The organism is Pseudomonas sp. C27(2019) (genome assembly GCF_008807395.1).
Lineage (GTDB): Bacteria > Pseudomonadota > Gammaproteobacteria > Pseudomonadales > Pseudomonadaceae > Denitrificimonas.
The window spans coordinates 1,369,530-1,387,871 of the sequence record NZ_CP043320.1 but is presented as its reverse complement, the minus strand read 5'-3'; the positions used below and the strand labels follow the sequence as shown (position 1 = coordinate 1,387,871).

Below are 18,342 nucleotides of genomic sequence, written 5' to 3'. Positions count from 1 at the left end.
TTTATTGACATGACTGAATCAGCACCGGGCAGGGTGCACGTCGAGTCAGGAATGAGCTAACACTGCCAAAGGTCATAAAGTTAAACTCTTCCACCCATGCATCCAGGGTTTTGCCAATGATGTTGCTGTCAGCTTTTTCACTGTGGCGAGCAATGACTAATAAATCAGGTGACTTGCTTTTTACCGCTTGCAAAATCATTTTGCGCGGGTCACCGACAGCAATCATCACCTCGGTGTTGACACCTAATTCATTTAAGGTTTGCGCCTCCTCGCGCACCGCCTCAGAAAAATCATGCTTAAATGCAAGGTACTCTTCTTCATTAACCCCGCTTGACCCCAAAACATCTTCAATCACGCTGATCAAGGTTATTTTTGGCTTTAACTCGCCAAACATCTGCAGTGTTTTTTGCAATGCTTGTTTGGCGTTTGTTGAATTGTCGTAAGCAACCATGATGTGCATAAGAAACTCCGATATTTAAGTAAATAACGCGGCTTATGGGTTTTTCACGTAAGCGTCTTTACGCAGGTAGAACCACCAGTTCAGGATCAAACACAGTGCGTAAAACACAGCAAAACCATACATTGCAACTTCAGGCGTACCGGCTTTGATTTGCTCGCCAATCACAACGGGCGCAACAAATGAGCCGTAGGCAGCAATCGCTGAAGTCCAACCTAACACTGGGCCTGCTTGTTCGCGGTTGTAAATCACCCCGATAGTACGGAACGTTGAACCATTACCAATTCCCGAGGCGGCGAACAGGATTAAGAACAGGCTAATAAAGGCAAAGAATAAGGTTTCAGGGTGAGGTGAGTTGTAGGCTAACTGCAGAGTGTAACCTAGAGCGACTGAAGCAATCACCATGACTAAAGTAATAATTTGCGTTACTAAAGAGCCACCGACTTTGTCAGACAACCAGCCACCAATTGGACGAATCAGTGCACCGATGAAAGGTCCGATCCAAGCGTAGGTTAAAGCACTTGGTGCATTTGGATTAGGAACTCGAGTAATGCTGCCATCTGCTGCTACTTCGGTGATAAAGCCAAAGATAACGGTGATCGATAATGGCAAAGCCATGGAGAAACCGATAAACGAACCGAAGGTCAGAATATAGAGAATACTCATTGACCATGTGTGTTTATCTTTAAAGATTTCAAACTGACGCTTAATGTTTGGTTTGATACTGCCTGGAAGCATACGTAACAGGCCGAGCGTGCTGATCATAATCAGTGGCATAGCAATCCACATGTTCAGTACGCCTAAGCCGATTGGCGCTGGCAGATAGAGGTATAAACCAACCATTGACGTGATAAGGCTGATGCCATAAAGGCCTAGAATTTTACTAAAAGCCCCCAATGTAGAACCTGGGTTAGGTGTGATTGGCAATAGGTTGTTCATGCCAAACCAGCTCGCGGCAATGAGGGGTATTAAAAATACCAGCCAAATCCAGCCAGCGTTTTGAATCCAGGTATCAGAACCAGCGGGAATGCGACCAATTAAAGTGCCGCTATCCTTCATTAGCTCCATGGAACCGCCACCAATTGCACCAAAGATACCCATGGTCATCACCAAAGGAATCACGATTTGCATAGTGGTTACGCCAAAGTTACCCAAGCCTGCGTTCAAACCGAGTGCCAAGCCTTGTTGGTTTTTTGGAAAGAAGCCGCTGATATTGCTCATTGAGCAAGCAAACTTACCACCACCAATACCTGAGAGCAGCGCCAGCAACTGGAAAACCCACAGTGGCGTGTTGGTATCTTGCAGAGCTATACCAGTACCAAACGCGGGAATGATCAACAACATGGTGTTGAGTACAATAGTGTTACGGCCGCCAGCAATGCGGATCATAAAGGATGCGGGGATACGGAAGGTGGCCCCAGCCAAACCTGAAATTGCGGTTAAGGTAAACAATTCAACAGGCTTAAATGGAAACCCGAGATTGAGCATTTGTACGGTAATAATGCCCCACATCAGCCATATAGCAAAACCTAACAAAAGGTTTGGAATAGATAGCCAAAGATTGCGGTTTGCAATTTTTTTACCTGTTGATTCCCAGAAGACTGGGTCTTCAACATCCCATTTCTCTATGTTTTTATTCATACGCTGAGCTCTCCGAAACATGCATATTGGCAAAAGGGTGGTTTTGCACTTGCTGTGCACTCTATGGGTAAGGCTTGCCGCCTTAATTGACTTAGGTCAATATTGCCCCAAACTGAATATGCTTAAAGGCCATGTACCTCTTTGTGGTTATATCTATCTAATATGTAAAAACCTTTAAAATCAATAGCTTAGTAATTAATTATGATTTTAAAGCAGATAACGGCAGCGTTTGGATATAAAGAGGTATAAGCGTAGCCTGCAGCCTGCTGCTACTGAATAATGAACGCAGTTAGTACTATTGCGACCAACCCATAGGGTGACCCATACCGATGACAGAGTTTCCTCGAGTGAGCTTAATGCAATCCTTAGCGATACGAATTTTGCTAGCGTTTGCTTTAATTATTTCAGTGATGATGGTCAGTATGTTAGGCGGCATGCATTTATCTGACTCAATCCGTGGTGATGCTGAAGCGCTGAATAAGGCGGGTAGCTTGCGCATGCAGGCTTACCGTTTGGCGCTGTTGGCCAGTGAAGTAGAAACTGAGGACTTGCCTGACTACATTGCTAAATTTGAAGAGACCCTAACCACCCCTTCGCTGCTAGCAGCAGTTGATAAAAACACTGTGCACCATCTCCCACAAATATATCAGCGTGTTGATTACCAATGGCGTCAACTAATGCTACCTTTATTAGAGCAAACACCGCCACAAAAGCGAGCTTTTCGCTTGGAAGTACCGGTTTTCGTTGAGCTGCTCGATGGTTTTGTCGGTCAGTTGCAAAGTGAGTCGGAGCGCAAGTTGTCTTTTATTCGAGGCTTACAAATCAGCACCCTGTTTGTCACTGTGTTAGTTGGTTTTATTGCCATTTTAGGCGTAAATAATGGGCTATTAATGCCGCTGCAAGAGCTGGTCGAACTGGCTAAAAATATCGGTCGCGGCTCCTTCCAAGGTCGCGTTAAAATTTCTGCACGTAATGAGCTGGGTGTGTTAGCTGAAACCATTAACCAAATGAGCAGAGAACTCTCAGACTTATATGAAAATCTTGAAAATAAAGTGGATGAAAAAACTGCAGAATTGCAACGCAGTAATCGTACCCTAGCGTTGCTGTTTAACAGTGCGCGCAGCTTATACAAAACCAGTGCGGATCCTTTGCCTGATTTGGCTGAATTATTAGACCCTATTGAGCACACCTTAGGCTTGGGGCCAGTGTCTTTATGCTTGATCTCATCTTTAGATAACCCTAAACATGAAGCACATAGTGCATTTAGCTCACAAAACCATCGGCCTCCAGCTTATTGCCAGCTACCCAACTGTGCACAGTGCCCAGTTTTTACCAATCGTGGCATGATCGCAGGTGGGGCACAGGTGGTCAGTTTTGCGATTCGCAACGATCGTGATGAGCTCGGTGATTTACGGGTTGAGGTGCCGGCAGGGGTGCAGATGCAAGAGTGGCAAGAGCGCTTAATGACAGCACTGACTGAACTGATTTCAGCATCTTTAAGTTTAAATCAATTGGGACAAGATCAGGCGCGCATTGCCTTAATGGAGGAGCGTGCGGTGATTGCTCGAGAGCTACACGATTCATTGGCACAAGCGCTGTCTTATCAAAAAATTCAATTAACTCGATTAAAAAAACAAATGGCAGCTGACTTTTCTAAAGATGATATGAATGCCACCTTGGCTGATATCCAAGCTGGCCTAAACACAGCGTACCGGCAGTTACGTGAATTACTGGTGACGTTTCGTATCAAGCTGGACAAACCCGGCCTTGCAACTGCTGTACAATCAACTGTGCAGGAGCTTGGTCGCCACTCTGGCCTCGACATACAATTGGATTATGCCTTAGACCATTGCCCACTTACGCCTAACGAAGAGATCCACTGTTTGCAAATTATTCGTGAAGCCCTTAGCAATGTGGTCAAACATGCACAGGCTACTCAGTGCAAACTGACTTTGCGCCAAGATGAGGAAGGCTATATACATATCTGTATTGATGATAATGGCATTGGTATCAATACGCAGACCAGTCCGACTGGACATTATGGACTAAACATATTGACCGAGCGTGCGCAGAGCTTGTCTGGGAAAATACATATTGGCACGTTGCAGCCCGGCACACGCATTCATGCGCAGTTCTTACCTCAGTACAAACGCAGTCAATTATAGGTGGAGAGATATTTTGAGTAGTTCGCAAAGTCTAATTACACGGATTATGTTGGTGGATGATCACCCCATGCTGCGCCGTGGCTTGAGTGATTTATTGTCCATGGAGGATGATTTACTGCCGGTTGCCCAAGCCGGCTCAGGCGAAGAAGCGGTAGCGCTGGCCTTAAGTCACGAGTTAGATTTGATTTTACTCGATCTCAATATGCCCGGTATGGATGGGATTGAAACCATTCGCGCGTTGCGCGCAGCAGGTGTGGATACGCGCATTATTATTTTTAGTGTCTCAGATGACCATGATGATGTTCTTGAGGCCTTGCGTGAAGGGGCGGACGGCTATTTATTGAAGGATATAGAGCCAGAAGATCTTATCGAGCACATTCGCTTAGCGGCGCAAGGCAAAATGGTGCTCAGCGCAGAGCTCACCGAAGTTTTGGCGCAAGCCATTCGTGGTCGACCTGCTTGTGCCCAAACGCAGCCATCAATGCTGACGCGGCGTGAAAAGGATGTGCTGAAGCTGATTGCTAAGGGGCAAAGCAATAAGATGATTGCTCGCAGCCTTGATATTGCTGAAGGCACGGTTAAAGTGCATGTTAAACGTCTTCTTAATAAGTTAGGTATGCGCTCGCGCACCGAGGCTGCAGTCTGGGTCGTAGAGAACGATCTAGACTAGTTATTGTGCGGCGCGCTGAGTGTGTTTGTGAGCCGTATAAACACATTTTTTATTAATCAGAGGGCGATTTATGCGCATTAATCCAAAAACAGTCTATGCCTGGCTGGAAGAAGATGTGCCGTATTTTGACTTGACCACGCAGCTATTAGGCGTTGGCGATGAGCCTGCACGCATGGCGTATTACTGCCGTCATACAGCAGTGGTTTGCGCAACTGAAGAGGCCGCATTATTGGCACGCGCAGTCGGCGCGACGGTGATTACTATGGCCAAGAGCGGGGACACGGTCAGTGCTGGCCAAGCTTTTTTTATTGTTGAAGGGTCCTTTAGTGCGCTAAATGAAATCACTAAGGTGATACAAAATATTTTTGAATATGCGTCAGGTGTGGCCAGTCGTACCCAGCAACTGGTTAGCGCCGCCAAGCAGGTCAATCCGGCCATTAATATTTTAACCACGCGCAAAGTGTTTCCTGGCAGCAAAGCTCTATCAATTAAAGCTATTATGGCCGGTGGAGCCTATCCCCACCGCTTAGGTCTGTCGGAAACAATTTTACTGTTCAGGCAGCATATTGAATTTATTGGTGGTTTTGCCGCGATTGAAGACTGCGTTGCGCGCATTTTAGCGCAGGACTGTGAAAAACAAATCTTAATAGAAGTGGAACGTGCAGAGGATGTTGAGGCAGTGATGCAGCTGCCCATCCACGGCATACAATATGATAAGTTTCAGCCCGCTGAGCTCAAGGCCTTGGTAGAAAAAGTACGCAAAATAAACCCAAGACTCATCCAGCTGGCCGCTGGCGGTATTACTGTAGATAATGCAGCGCACTACGCGGCAACCGGAGTTGATGGTTTAGTCACCACTTCAACATATTTTGGTAAGCCGGCTGATGTAGGGGTGCGGTTTTTTAAGACTTGATATGCTTTAGAGTGTTTATTTGCTGAGTTATGGCTTCGCTGCAACTCGCACTGCCTGTATATGGCGCAATCAGACTTAACGATTGAAACTCGAGTAAATAAGCTGAAATAGGAAAAGCCATCGGCACCCCACAGTGTGCCGATGGCTATTAGACTGTTGCTGTGGCGCAGTACGTCAAAGTTTAAATTTTGGATCATTAAAAAGGCAGATCAATGCAATTACCCGCAGCAGCAGTCGTTCATTATGGCGATGGTGAAGGCGACCATTTGCTCGCCACTCTTTTGGCCGAATGCCAACAACAAGGCTGGCGAGTACGTGGGCTGGTGACCCAGCAGGGTAAAGACCCTGAGGGGATTTTACCCATGCAGTTACGTGATTTTCATACGAATGAGGTTTTTGTAATTTCCCAGAATCTAGGTCGTGATTCACGTGGCTGTAGTTTAGATATGGGGGGGCTAGCTGAAGCTGGCAAAGTGTTGCGTCACGCTCTAGGCGAGCAGCCGGACTTGGTTTTTGTCAACCGCTTTGGTTATGGCGAGACGCAGGGGCGTGGCCTCAGTGATGAGTTTTCTCAGTTGATCAGCGCCGGGATTCCAGTGCTGACTTTGGTGAGTGAGAAGTACCTTGAGGGCTGGCATGCGTTTTCTGCTGGAATGGCGCAGACGTTACCGTTAGAGCGCGAGGCGATTGAGCAGTGGTTGGCGACTGTGCGGCCGCAGCATCTTTAAGCAAGAACAAGAGCAAGAACAAGAGCAAGAACAAGAACGAGAACAAGAGCGAGAAAAGATATTTTGCTAATGCTGTATCCGATAATCGTTACGTAAAGACGCCGCAAGTACATCCCTGTAGGCTCTCTGTCGCCATCCGTGGCGACAGAAGCTTTACTCCACGACCATCGGATACAGCTTAAACTCGTGTGTTGTGCTGACCTTTGTACCTGCTGTGCAGACTTATAGTGATAGGTTTAGTTTTTTGGCTGTGCACGGTAGTGAGCCTATCTATGCGACATAGGAAAGAGATTGAGTAAATGATTAAAGCGATTGATTTTGGCCAGTTGTATCGTGAGCATTTAACGCGCAGTGGCCGTGTGTTTAAGACGCCCAGTGACTGGGATAGCAAAGCTGCCAAAATGCGCACTAAAGTGTTGGATAGTAGCTACCGCACTGATTTTGTCAGCCGTATGCAGTATGGCGCGCAAGACACTGTGCTGGATGTGGGTTGTGGCCCTGGCACCATTGGTTTGGCCTTAGCATCACAGGTAAAGCAGGTCTACGGCTTGGATTACAGCCAAGGCATGCTTGATGCCATGATGGACAATGCAGCGCAGTTAGGGTGCAGAAACGTAGAGCCGATTTTAGTCTCATGGGAAGATGACTGGAGTGCTGTGCCGATCTGTGACATTGCCGTGGTCTCACGCGCCAGTATCGTTGCGGATATGAACGATGCACTGGATAAGCTCAATCAACACGCACGTAAAAAAGTCTATATGACCCAGTTGGTGGGTGGGCGTTTTGTTAGTCGTGAAATAGAAGAACTACTGGGTCGCGAGGATCGCAGCTTCCCAGATCACATGTACATTATGAACATGCTCTATCAACGCAATATCTACCCAACGTTGGATTACCTCGAGTCGCCCAGCCGTTTCGCCGGTTGCAGCAGTGCACAAGAGCTGATCGAAAGAGTCGGCTGGAGCTTTGGTGAGCTGAGCGCCGAGGATAAAGAAAAAATTAGCGCCTGGTATCAACGCGACCCTGAGTACGCGCGCAAGGGCGGTGAGCCGACCCGCTGGGCGTTTATGAGTTGGACACCGCCTGCACATTAAACTGTGTGTTGGTGGATGCACTCTGGCATTTCAAGTCTCTGCTTAATCGGCTTATGCTATGCGCTACCAACAGCTATATTTTATTGTTACAGCCTAAATAGGTTGTTTAAACAGCTGGCGTGCAGTTAAAAGGAGCAAGGATCATATGGTTGAAAACACTGAGTTTGGCCTGCAAGGGCAGATCTGGATCACCGCTGGTGATGAAAGCATGGGCGGCCATGGGCGCATCCGTTTACTGTCAAGAATTGCCGAGCTTGGTTCAATCTCACAAGCGGCCAAGTCGATGAAAATGAGCTATAAATCCGCCTGGGACGCAGTTAATCACATGAATAATCTAGCTGGTGAACCTTTGCTGCACCGTATCACTGGCGGCAAAGGCGGCGGCTCAACCACTTTAACCGAGCGCGGCCAGCAATTAATTAACAATTTTGCGCGCATTGAGCAGGTGCATCAGCGCTTTCTGCAAGAGCTAAGCCAAGACACTGGCAATATTGTTGATGACTTATTTGTACTAAAGAGGCTGTCCATGAAAACCAGCGCCCGTAATCAGTTCTTTGGCAAAGTAAAAGCCATTCAAATCGGTGCCATTAATGATGCCGTGGAAATCAGCATCGCCGGCGGACACAGCGTCGTTGCCACCGTCACCCGCGAAAGCACACAAGAATTAAACTTAAAAGTCGGCAGCGAAGTTTTTGCCCTGATTAAAGCCTCAGATATTATCTTGGTCAGCGATGCTAAAGGCGTACGCTTCTCCGCGCGTAATCAGTTCGCCGGTACTGTCGCTCGCGTGCAAGCAGGTGCGGTGAATAGCGAGGTTGTTGTTAGCGTGGGTGAAAGCACCTTGACCGTAATTGTTACCAATGACAGTGTTGAGAGTTTGCAGCTAGAAGAAGGCAGTGCGGTGACGGCGATATTTAAAGCATCGAGTGTGATTGTTGGCTGTCCGTTGTAGAAATTTTATTTACGCTGAATTTTTTAATGTGAAAACCTAGGCTAATAAAAATTAGCCTAGGTTTAAACTTTTAATGTATTCGCAATATAAATTTAAAATCTAGATACTACCTACGAATAGGTTCTGTAAATATAGAGGGGTCATCAATTTCTGAACGCAATGCTAGAAAAGTTAAAAAAAACGCTAATATAAGACAAATACCAATTAGTTTTATCACGCCTTTAATAAGGCTATAAAAAGTACCTTCTTTGTTTTCTACTTGTTCCCACAAAAATCCAATTAATGCAAAACCAAGTAATATTCCTAAAAATATTGCAAAATAAAGCATTTTACAACCTGCTTAAGCCTTAACTAGTGTGTAAAAACTCATCTATGCTGCAATCAGTTTAGTAGCTCCGAATACGCCACAAACCCCACCAAATCACCTTTTTCCACAGTCTCCTGCGCTTTAATCTCCACCAAACCATCCGCCCAACTGGCCGCAATCAACATGGCTGAGCTTTGCTTGGGGTGTATTTCTGCGTGCAGCTGGCCGTTGTCTTGTAGGGCTAAGCGTGCATGCAAGTACTGCTGGCGGGGGCGAGGTTTTTTCCAGTCAAAGGCGGCTGGGATGTGCAGGGTTTGATGAGCGCAATTTGTTGCGCCTTGCGCGTGCAGCAGTGCAGGGCGGGCAATGATTAATGCAGTGATCAAGGCTGCAGCTGGGTTGCCTGGCAAGCCAATCCAAGGTGTGGTGCCGATGGTGCCGAAGGCTAAAGGTTTGCCCGGTTGAATGGCTACACGCCATAGATTGAGCTGACCGAGTGTGCTCACGGCATTTTTTAGGTGATCTTCTTCACCAACGGAAACGCCGCCGCTGCTGATCAATACATCTTGTTCGCCACTGGCCGTTCTTAAGCAGTCAATATTGTACTGCAAGTTATCGGGCATTTTAGGGTAATGCGTGACTGTAAAGCCTAAGCCGGCTAATAAAGTACTTAAACTGTAGCTGTTGATATCGTAAATCTGCCCTGGCTTAAGTGGCTTACCCAGCTCACAGAGCTCATTGCCGCTACTGAGTAAACCGATGCGCAAGGGTGTGTAGACTTCAACTTGGGCAAAGCCTTGGCTGGCCAGTAGACCGATTTCTTGTGCGCGCAGGCGCGTGCCGGCTTCAAGCAGCAACTGGCCTTGCTGAATTTCTTCACCGCGACGGCGAATATTACCGCCGGCTTTGCAATGATTAAACTGAATGTGCTCGGGGCTGATGCTGCAATCTTCTTGCGCCACTACAGTATCTGCACCCAGCGGCACCGGTGCGCCGGTGAGAATATGCATGCACTGGCCAGCCGGTAGCTTTTGCTCAGGCATATCACCAGCAGCAATGCGCCCAGCGTGAGGTAGGCTGTTGTTGGGCTGCTGCAGATCATTGGCACGCAGAGCATAGCCGTCCATCGCGCTGTTATCCCACTGCGGCACATCGACTTGTGCATAGACAGGCTGCGCCAAAACATGCTGATGCGCTGCTTGCAGTGCTAGGGTTTGCGTAGCGGTTTGGCGGTTGAGAGTGTTTTTTAAGGCACTGATGGCTTGCTCAATACTGTGCAAAGCGCCTTGATCGCAGACTGACATTTAGCGTTTATCCTTCTCTGTATCCCAACGGGCAGCGGCGTCGGTGTCGCTATCGCGGCCATCAACCCAGTGTGTACCGGTTGCGGTCTGTTCTTTTTTCCAAAATGGTGCGCGGATTTTCAGGTAATCCATAATAAACTCGCAAGCAGCAAATGCAGCATCACGGTGCATGCTCGACGTGGCAACAAAGACGATCGGCTCGGCCAATGACAGCGGGCCCACTCGGTGCAAAATATGTGCATCAATCAGCGGCCAGCGTTGCAGTGCTTCGTCACGGATTTTGGCCAGTGCTTTTTCGGTCATGCCGGGGTAATGCTCAAGAAACAGCTCTTTAATGGACTGATCTTGGTTGATATCGCGCACATAGCCGGTAAAGGTTGCGACCGCGCCAACGCTTAGGTCGCCAGCATGCACAGCGTTGAGCTCTGCGCCAGGATCGAACGGCGCGGTTTGTACACGAATACTCATGCTGATTAGCCTCCGGTGACCATCGGGAAAAATGCCAGCTCGTCGCCTGCTTTGAGAGGCTCCTGCAATGAGCACACATCTTGATTAAGCGCGCACATAATGCGCGGATCGCTGAGCACTGTCCAGACGCCATCGCGTGCCACTAAGAAATTACGCACATCCTCAATGGTTTGCCATTCTGGCTGCCAAGGCAGTTGCTCGGACTCGCAATCTAAGGCTTCACGGTAACGAGCTAGAAATTGTACGGTTAGCATGATGAATCTCCTTCGTTAGCAGTTAAGTTGCGCTGTCGAGTTGATAGTGACCTGATTTGCCGCCAAGTTTTTCCAGCAACTGGGTGCGTTCAATCACCATGGCGCGATCCACGGCTTTACACATGTCGTAAATGGTCAGTGCTGCAACGCTGGCGGCTGTAAGGGCTTCCATTTCAACACCGGTTTGCCCTGACAGCTTGCAGGTCGCAGTGATATGGACTTGATCAGGCGCATGAGCAGTCAGGTGCACTTTGATGCTGGTAAGTAAGAGCGGGTGGCACAGCGGGATCAGCTCATGAGTGCGTTTTGCCGCTTGGATGCCGGCAATGCGTGCTACGGCAAATACATCACCTTTTGGGTGCTCGCCATCGGTAATCATTGCTAAGGTGCTGGGTAACATGCGTACCCATGACTCGGCAGTGGCTTCGCGCTGGGTGTTGGCTTTTTCGGTGACGTCGACCATATTGGCGCGCCCGTGCTCATCAAGGTGAGTCAGCATAGGGTTTCCTTTATTAATAAGGGTTGTTGCAAAACACTGGGGTCATTGAAATTGGCCAGACGCTTTTCGTCATCGGCACAGTGTAGTGCCACAGGGTTTAACTGCAATAGTGCGTGTTTGGGGCTGCGCTCGCCAGCCTCCCATAATTCTTGTAAAGCGCTCAGTTGTGCTTTGGCAATAATACTAAACAAGGGCTGCCAGTGGCCTTGATGCTTGAACATGGCAGGGCGCTCACCAGCCTGTTGGTACAGTTGCATCAGTAAAGCCTGATCAATGCGTGGTGCGTCGCATGGCAACACAATCAAATAAGGATGGCGCGCTACTTTTAAGGCGCTGATGATACCCACTAACGGGCCAGTAAAGTCATGATCCGGATCACTAACCAGTTGATCCGCAAGCGGTTGATAGCGCGCATGATTGCGATTACAGGAAATAATCAAGTCATTGGTCAGTGGCCGCACCACGCGCTGCATATGTTCAATTAACGCATTGCCTTGCCAGCTCACCCAGCCTTTATCCTGGCCGCCCATACGCTGGCCGCGACCACCAGCAAGGAGAACAATTGAACAATCAGCAAATAAAGGGATGTTAGGCATGCAAAGCTCATTTACTTAGATGTTTTGTGGTATATCATGGCCTAAATTTATCAACATAGGACATCACATGAGCCACGTTAGCAGTCAATTTGTTCCATTAAACGTTGCGTTATTAACTGTGAGTGACACGCGCACGCCAGAAACAGACACCTCAGGACAGTACTTATTTGATCAATTGATCAAAGCTGGCCATACGGTAGTCGAGCGCATGATTTTAAAGGATAACCTATATCAAATTCGCGCGCAGGTAGCCAGTTGGGTTGCCAGCGATGATACGCATGTTGTCTTAATTACCGGTGGAACTGGTTTTACCGACCGCGATAGTACACCAGAGGCGGTCAGCTGCCTATTTGATCAGCATGTTGAGGGCTTTGGTGAGCTTTTCCGTCATATTTCATACACTGAAATAGGCAACTCAACCATTCAGTCCAGAGCTTTAGCCGGTTTGTCGAATCATACACTGATCTGCTGTATGCCTGGCTCAACCAATGCCTGTCGCACGGCGTGGGAAGGCATTTTAATTGATCAGCTGGATGCATCGCATAAACCTTGCAACTTTGTCGCGCATTTGGGCAAGAAGACGGCTTGTTCAGGACGCGATTAACATGGCTTTGTTGAATGTCGATGCTGCTCTGCAAATATTGCTGGAGCAGGCGCAGGCAGCGGCAGACTTAGAGACTGAACTGCTAAGCTTAGATAGTGCAGAAAATCGCGTATTAGCTGAGCCGTTACTGGCTCAGTTTGCGATGCCGCCGTGGCCCAATAGCTCAATGGATGGCTATGCCGTGCGCAGCGCTGAAGTTCAGGCTGGGCAAGTGTTGCCGGTCAGCCAAAAAATCTTTGCTGGTCACAGCCCAGAGCCGTTAACAGAAGGCACCTGCGCACGTATTTTCACCGGCGCTCCTATGCCTGAGGGCGCGGATGCGGTGGAGATGCAAGAAAACACCGAGGAGCTGGACGATGGTACTGTGCGTTTTGCGCAAGCCGTGCGCGCAGCTAAGTTTGTTCGTCCGAAAGGCCAGGAAGCGCTGCCCGGTGATGAAATATTGCCAGCAGGTATTCGCCTTGGGCCGATTGAGCTTGCCATGGCAGCATCAATGGGTTGCGCGCAAGTCAAGGTGCGCCGGCAATTTCGAGTGGCCGTGATTTCTACCGGTGATGAGTTAGTAGAGCCCGGCCAGCCTTTAGCGCCAGGACAGATTTATAACAGCAATCGTACACTGCTCATTCAGTGCCTGAAGCGTTTGGGCTGCGCCATCGTCGATATGGGTATTCTGCCCGACGATATTCAACTCACTCGCAATCGCTTAGCAGAACTGCAGGGCGTGGATTTAATGCTCAGCAGCGGCGGTGTCTCGGTGGGCGAGGCTGATTATCTGGGGCAGGTGCTGCGTGAAGAGGGCGAGCTGGACTTTTGGAAGCTGGCCTTAAAACCGGGTAAGCCATTCACCTTAGGTCGTTATCAAGGCGTGCCAGTTATAGGATTGCCGGGTAATCCGACCTCAAGTCTGGTTACCTTTTTGATATTGGCGCGGCCGTATATTTTAACCCGCATGGGCGTCAGCGATCCGCTGGCACAGAGTTTTGTTGTGCCGGTTAACTTTGCTATGCCGGTGGCAGGTGTGCGCCGCGAGTTTATCCGTGTGTCACTCGTGGATGGTCGCGCTGAAAAACTTGATAACCAGTGCTCGGGTGTTTTACGCAGCGCCACGCAGTCGCATGGATTGCTGGAACTGCCTGAGAACACGACCTGTGAAGTGGGTGATTATTTACGCTTCTGGCCGTTTTCTAGTTTGCTAAATTAGCCGGACTGCGTTGCTCAAGCAGTGCGACACTGCACGGATACACACAGTGCCGCACGGCTGTATTTGATTCTTTGCAATCTGTTAAGAAAGCGTTATAGTCTGCAAAACATAACGACTTGATTAGTAGGATCTGCAATGCTTAAGAAAAACTTGAAAACCCTGTTAGCAGCTGCGCTGATTAGCGCTTCAGGCAGTGCATGGGCCGCTGAAATCACAGTCTCTGCCGCTGCCAGCTTAACCAATGCATTTAAAGACATTGCTGCTAATTTTGAAGCAGCGCACCCTGAGCATAAAATCTTACTGAATTTTGCCGGATCAGGAGAGCTGCTGCAGCAAATTGCGAAAGGTGCTCCGGTTGATGTGTTTGCCTCTGCAGATCAAATAACCATGGATAAAGCCCAAGAGCAAGGCCTGCTCAATGAAGCCAGCCGTACAGACTTTGTGCGCAATACTGTCGTAGTGATTACCCCAACACATAGCACGCTTAAACTGATTGAGCTGGCAGACTTGCAGCAAGCTGCGCTGCAGCGCTTAGCCGTGAGTAACCCTGAGAGTGTGCCTGTAGGGCGTTACAGTAAAGAAGCGTTACTGGCCCATGAGCTATGGGATGCGTTAGCAGATAAAATGATTAACACGCAAAATGTGCGTCAATCCTTGGATTATGTCGCTCGTGATGAAGTGGATGCAGGCTTTGTGTATGCCACCGACGCAGCAATTATGGCCGATAAAGTTAAAGTGCAATTCACTGTGCCTTTACAAACCGTTGTCAGTTACCCGATTGCCATCACCAAAGAAGGCAGCAGCAAAGAGCTGAGCCAGCAATTTATTGATTACACTTTCAGCGAGGCCAGTCAGGCAGTATTTAACAGCTACGGTTTTAGTCAACCATAAGAGGCACGCGCTAGTATGGATGCAGTCTGGGTTGCTCTGAGCCTATCACTGAAAGTCGCTGGCTGGGCAACGGCTCTAAATATTATCTTGGGAATCAGTGTGGGCTTTTTTTTAGCACGCAGCCGTTTCCCCGGACGCGATCTATTAGACACTGTGCTGACCTTGCCAATGGTCATGCCGCCAACCGTACTAGGCTATTACTTATTGGTGCTGGTGGGACGTAGAAGTGCGTTTGGCGCATGGTTATACGACACCTTTGGTATCAATCTGATTTTTACCTGGCAGGGCGCAGTGATTGCCGCCACGGTGGTGGCCTTTCCTTTGGTATTTAAGCCAGCTCGCGCTGCGTTTGAGGCGGTAGATGGCCAGCTGGAGCAGGCGGCGCGGGTCTTGGGTGTGTCTGAGTTGGCTATTTTTTTCCGGATTACTTTGCCGTTAGCTTGGCGCGGTATTTTAGCCGGCGTGCTGCTGGCGTTTGCTCGTGCGCTAGGTGAGTTTGGCGCAACACTGATGGTCGCCGGTAGTATTCCAGGGCGCACGCAAACGCTGTCAATTGCAGTCTATGAAGCTGTGCAAGCTGGTAAGGATGATACAGCCAATATGCTGGTGGTGATCACCTCAATTGTCTGTGTGGTGGTGCTGCTGAGTGCCAGTCGCTTAGCACCGGGGCGTGTTTCAGAGCGGATAAGGTAGACCGATGTTCTTAGATTTGGATCTCACTAAAACCATGCGCTCAGGTAAGAGCGAATTTCACTTGGGTTTAGCCTTTGCATCAAGCAGTGAGCGTTTGGTGGTACTGGGACCATCTGGATCAGGCAAAAGCTTATTGCTGCAGATGATTGCTGGGTTACTTAAACCCGATAGCGGTCACCTAAAATTAGCTGGGCGTACGTTGTTTGACCAAAAACAGGGTATTAATTTGACCCCACAGCAGCGCCAAGTGGCCTTTTTGTTTCAAAACTATGCGCTGTTTCCGCATCTGAGCGTTCGCCAGAATGTCGCTTTTAGTTTGCGCACTGGTCTATTGAATCCCAGCGCAAAGATGGCCAATAAGACAGTTGATTACTGGTTGGATAATTTCGGTTTAGAGCCTGTGCAGCATCAAAAACCACATGAGTTATCGGGCGGCCAACGCCAGCGCACCGCGTTGGCACGTGCCTTGGTAACTGAACCACGCGCTTTATTGTTAGATGAGCCTTTTTCTGCGCTCGATCCCGACTTGCGCATTCATATGCGTAAAGAATTGCGCGAGCTACAGGAACGCTTAGCGGTGCCGCTCATTTTAATTACCCATGATGTGGAAGATGTTAAGGTGTTTGCCGAGCAAACGCTCTGCTTAAAAGAAGGGCAGATTGATCTGCAGCGTCAGCACAGTATGCAAGTGTCGCAGCAGGCTTTATGCTGTGCAAAACATGTGCATGGATGCTAACCATTGCTAGCCAGCGTCTAATAGTAGTAACGTCTAGATAAAAGTTGCGCAAACCTAGACCCAGTCTGAAAAAGCTATTTTCATATTAAGTCAGCGTATCCTATGTTCGTGGCGCTATGTGGCAATAGCATATGAATTCAAGAGCATAGCGAGAAGACTTCTAGCGTGAAAGACAACCAAAAAGGGTGACGTCATGTTAAAGCAAATCCCAGCCCCCGATCATCTGATAGCCCTGAAGCTTGATGGCAAGCTAAGCGCTGAGGATGTGCAAACGTATCACAGCATTCTTGAGAAAAAACTGCTGCAGCATGCGCAGATTGGTATTTATGTTGATCTGACCGACCTTACAGACATGACTGCAAACGCACTGATAGAAGGTACCAAGGCTGATTTGGTGCTGTTTAGTCACCTCAAACAACTGAGCCGATGCGCATTTGTTTCAGATAAGGAATGGCCGCAGACTCTGATCTCTGCTGCTCAACACCTTTTACCGGTGCTTGATTTGAAAATTTTCCCCTCAAGTCAGAGCGAGAAGGCCTTAGCGTGGGCCGCAGAGCTTAGAGACACAACTGCTGTTATAAAACCAGCGATCCGGTTCCTGGCAACCAGCAAGGCTGATGTGCTTGCTTTTGAGGTTAACGGACTCATCACCTCAGAAGAAATGCCTGATGTGATTAAGCAACTAGAAGACTTCTTTGCCGCCCATGACAAGGTGCGCTTGCTCAATCGGATGAAAAACTTTGCTGGTTTTGACCCCTTAATTCTTATGCAAAGCAGCCTTATCTCGATGAAGCTTACGGCCATGAATAGATTAGAACGCTACGCCATTGTTGGTGCACCCAATTGGATGTGTAAGGCCGTCGATGCCATCAATCCGCTCTTTACCGATATTGATATACAAACCTTCTCTGCGGATCAAGAAGACCAGGCCTGGGCGTGGCTTGATGCTGAGTTGGTTGAGTAATATAGCTGCCTGAGGGGGCTTGTGTGCTTAAACAAAGACCTACGCAGGCGGCAGGCCAGGCATTTACGCCCACGATTACAGTTTGCCATGCCCGCACAATATTCCCATGCAGACGGTAGGGTGGGCATTCATGCCCACGATTACAGTTTGCCATGCCCACACAATATTCCCATGCGGACGGTAGGGTGGGCATTCATGCCCACGGCTTCTAATCTCGGGCACAAGTGCCCGTCCTACGACGCTTTCGGTTTAAAGAACAAGGTGGCACCACGTTGCAGGCCTTGCAGATTGATATCGTCACGCGATACTTCAGCTTCGATGGGTTCATCTTGACCTTCAACTTTCATCGTCACGCGGGTAATTGCACCTAAAGGGCGTATATCTCGAACGATACCGGCTTGGTGGTCTGCGGCAGCCACCTTTGATAGCAATACTTCATGCGGGCGAAACTGGATATCTTGATCAGCAACTTTAAGGCGGTTGGAATCTCCTAAAAAGTGATACACGAACTCACTGGCCGGGTTCTCATAGACTTGTGCTGGTGTGCCGATCTGTTCAATCACACCTTTGTTCATCACGACAATACGGTCGGCCACTTCCATGGCTTCTTCTTGGTCGTGGGTGACAAACACCGAGGTCAGGTTAATGTCTTCGTGTAAGTTAGCTAACCAGCGACGCAGCTCTTTACGCACCTTGGCGTCTAGCGCACCAAAGGGCTCATCGAGCAACAAGATTTGTGGCTCAACCGCCAAAGCACGCGCCAAGGCAATACGTTGACGCTGACCACCAGAGAGTTGCTCAGGGTAGCGGTCCGATAACCAATCCAGTTGCACCATGCGCAGCAACTCCTGCACTTTCTCAGCAATCACCGCTTCGCTGGGGCGCTCACGGCGTGATTTCATCCGCAAGCCAAAAGCGACGTTATCAAACACCGTCATATGACGAAACAGTGCGTAGTGCTGAAAGACAAAACCGACATTACGCTTGCGCACATCGCGGCGCGAGACATCATCACCATTAAACAAAATGCTGCCTGTATCTGGTGTTTCCAAGCCAGCAATAATACGCAACAGAGTGGTTTTACCACAGCCAGATGGACCGAGTAAGGCCACCAGCTCGCCGGCTTGGATGTCTAAATTGATGTTATTTAAGGCAGTAAAGTTACCGAACTGCTTATGAACTTGGCGCACTTCAATACTCATGAC

At 48.7% G+C, this 18,342-nt stretch carries 21 protein-coding genes; 12 read left to right on the top strand and 9 right to left on the bottom strand.

Annotated elements, in window-relative coordinates:
• Position 1: 1 nt before the first annotated feature.
• Positions 2-460, bottom strand: coding sequence for a universal stress protein (locus FXF61_RS06365; protein WP_151184481.1), 459 nt, complete (start codon positions 458-460; stop codon positions 2-4).
• A gap of 33 nt (positions 461-493) precedes the next feature.
• On the bottom strand, positions 494-2,098 hold the full coding sequence (locus FXF61_RS06360) for an antiporter (protein WP_371921495.1): 1,605 nt from the start codon (positions 2,096-2,098) through the stop codon (positions 494-496).
• Positions 2,099-2,427: 329 nt separating this feature from the next.
• Between FXF61_RS06360 and FXF61_RS06355 the strand changes: the two genes are divergently transcribed.
• From FXF61_RS06355 to FXF61_RS06330, 6 genes are all read left to right on the top strand, one after another.
• Positions 2,428-4,263, top strand: coding sequence for a histidine kinase (locus tag FXF61_RS06355; RefSeq protein ID WP_256663517.1), 1,836 nt, complete (start codon positions 2,428-2,430; stop codon positions 4,261-4,263).
• Positions 4,264-4,309: 46 nt separating this feature from the next.
• Complete coding sequence (gene narL, locus FXF61_RS06350) at positions 4,310-4,933, top strand: two-component system response regulator NarL (RefSeq protein WP_256663532.1); 624 nt, start codon at positions 4,310-4,312, stop codon at positions 4,931-4,933.
• A 70-nt stretch (positions 4,934-5,003) separates the two neighbouring features.
• On the top strand, positions 5,004-5,846 hold the full coding sequence (gene modD / locus FXF61_RS06345) for a ModD protein (protein WP_151184478.1): 843 nt from the start codon (positions 5,004-5,006) through the stop codon (positions 5,844-5,846).
• A gap of 212 nt (positions 5,847-6,058) precedes the next feature.
• On the top strand, positions 6,059-6,574 hold the full coding sequence (locus FXF61_RS06340; RefSeq protein WP_151184477.1) for a DUF2478 domain-containing protein: 516 nt from the start codon (positions 6,059-6,061) through the stop codon (positions 6,572-6,574).
• A 299-nt stretch (positions 6,575-6,873) separates the two neighbouring features.
• Positions 6,874-7,668: a class I SAM-dependent methyltransferase gene (locus FXF61_RS06335; RefSeq protein WP_151184476.1), complete on the top strand. Its 795-nt coding sequence runs from the start codon at positions 6,874-6,876 to the stop codon at positions 7,666-7,668.
• 145 nt (positions 7,669-7,813) lie between these two features.
• Positions 7,814-8,620 (top strand): TOBE domain-containing protein, encoded by an 807-nt coding sequence (locus FXF61_RS06330; protein WP_151184475.1) that lies wholly within the window; start codon positions 7,814-7,816, stop codon positions 8,618-8,620.
• A 106-nt stretch (positions 8,621-8,726) separates the two neighbouring features.
• On the opposite strand, the gene FXF61_RS06325 is transcribed toward FXF61_RS06330, so the two are convergent.
• From FXF61_RS06325 to mobA, 6 genes are read right to left on the bottom strand one after another with little or no spacing between them, the layout of a single operon-like run.
• A complete protein-coding gene (locus FXF61_RS06325; RefSeq protein ID WP_151184474.1) occupies positions 8,727-8,948 on the bottom strand; it encodes a hypothetical protein in 222 nt (73 codons plus the stop codon).
• 53 nt (positions 8,949-9,001) lie between these two features.
• On the bottom strand, positions 9,002-10,231 hold the full coding sequence (gene glp, locus FXF61_RS06320; protein ID WP_151184473.1) for a gephyrin-like molybdotransferase Glp: 1,230 nt from the start codon (positions 10,229-10,231) through the stop codon (positions 9,002-9,004).
• The gene (moaE, locus tag FXF61_RS06315) at positions 10,232-10,699 is read right to left on the bottom strand and encodes a molybdopterin synthase catalytic subunit MoaE (RefSeq protein WP_151184472.1); all 468 of its coding nucleotides are present in this window, start codon (positions 10,697-10,699) and stop codon (positions 10,232-10,234) included. It lies immediately after the preceding gene.
• A gap of 5 nt (positions 10,700-10,704) precedes the next feature.
• A complete protein-coding gene (locus FXF61_RS06310) occupies positions 10,705-10,953 on the bottom strand; it encodes a MoaD/ThiS family protein (RefSeq protein ID WP_151184471.1) in 249 nt (82 codons plus the stop codon).
• 22 nt (positions 10,954-10,975) lie between these two features.
• Positions 10,976-11,452: a cyclic pyranopterin monophosphate synthase MoaC gene (gene moaC, locus FXF61_RS06305; RefSeq protein WP_151184470.1), complete on the bottom strand. Its 477-nt coding sequence runs from the start codon at positions 11,450-11,452 to the stop codon at positions 10,976-10,978.
• Positions 11,446-12,048, bottom strand: a complete 603-nt coding sequence (mobA, locus tag FXF61_RS06300; protein WP_151184469.1) for a molybdenum cofactor guanylyltransferase MobA — start codon at positions 12,046-12,048, stop codon at positions 11,446-11,448. Before mobA ends, moaC begins: the two co-directional genes overlap by 7 nt.
• A gap of 67 nt (positions 12,049-12,115) precedes the next feature.
• On the opposite strand from mobA, the gene moaB reads away from it, so the two are divergent.
• The 6 genes from moaB (at position 12,116) to FXF61_RS06270 (ending at position 17,137) form a co-directional block, all read left to right on the top strand.
• A complete protein-coding gene (gene moaB / locus FXF61_RS06295; RefSeq protein ID WP_151184468.1) occupies positions 12,116-12,652 on the top strand; it encodes a molybdenum cofactor biosynthesis protein B in 537 nt (178 codons plus the stop codon).
• A gap of 1 nt (position 12,653) precedes the next feature.
• Positions 12,654-13,853, top strand: a complete 1,200-nt coding sequence (gene glp / locus FXF61_RS06290) for a gephyrin-like molybdotransferase Glp (RefSeq protein WP_151184467.1) — start codon at positions 12,654-12,656, stop codon at positions 13,851-13,853.
• A gap of 135 nt (positions 13,854-13,988) precedes the next feature.
• On the top strand, positions 13,989-14,744 hold the full coding sequence (modA, locus tag FXF61_RS06285; protein WP_151184466.1) for a molybdate ABC transporter substrate-binding protein: 756 nt from the start codon (positions 13,989-13,991) through the stop codon (positions 14,742-14,744).
• Between the two features lie 15 nt (positions 14,745-14,759).
• Positions 14,760-15,437, top strand: coding sequence for a molybdate ABC transporter permease subunit (modB, locus tag FXF61_RS06280; RefSeq protein ID WP_151184465.1), 678 nt, complete (start codon positions 14,760-14,762; stop codon positions 15,435-15,437).
• Between the two features lie 4 nt (positions 15,438-15,441).
• Entirely contained in the window at positions 15,442-16,173 is a 732-nt protein-coding gene (locus FXF61_RS06275) for a sulfate/molybdate ABC transporter ATP-binding protein (protein WP_151184464.1), read from the top strand.
• A 193-nt stretch (positions 16,174-16,366) separates the two neighbouring features.
• Positions 16,367-17,137: an STAS/SEC14 domain-containing protein gene (locus FXF61_RS06270; protein ID WP_151184463.1), complete on the top strand. Its 771-nt coding sequence runs from the start codon at positions 16,367-16,369 to the stop codon at positions 17,135-17,137.
• Between the two features lie 233 nt (positions 17,138-17,370).
• On the opposite strand, the gene FXF61_RS06265 is transcribed toward FXF61_RS06270, so the two are convergent.
• Positions 17,371-18,339 (bottom strand): sulfate/molybdate ABC transporter ATP-binding protein, encoded by a 969-nt coding sequence (locus FXF61_RS06265; RefSeq protein ID WP_151184462.1) that lies wholly within the window; start codon positions 18,337-18,339, stop codon positions 17,371-17,373.
• Between the last annotated feature and the right edge of the window lie 3 nt (positions 18,340-18,342).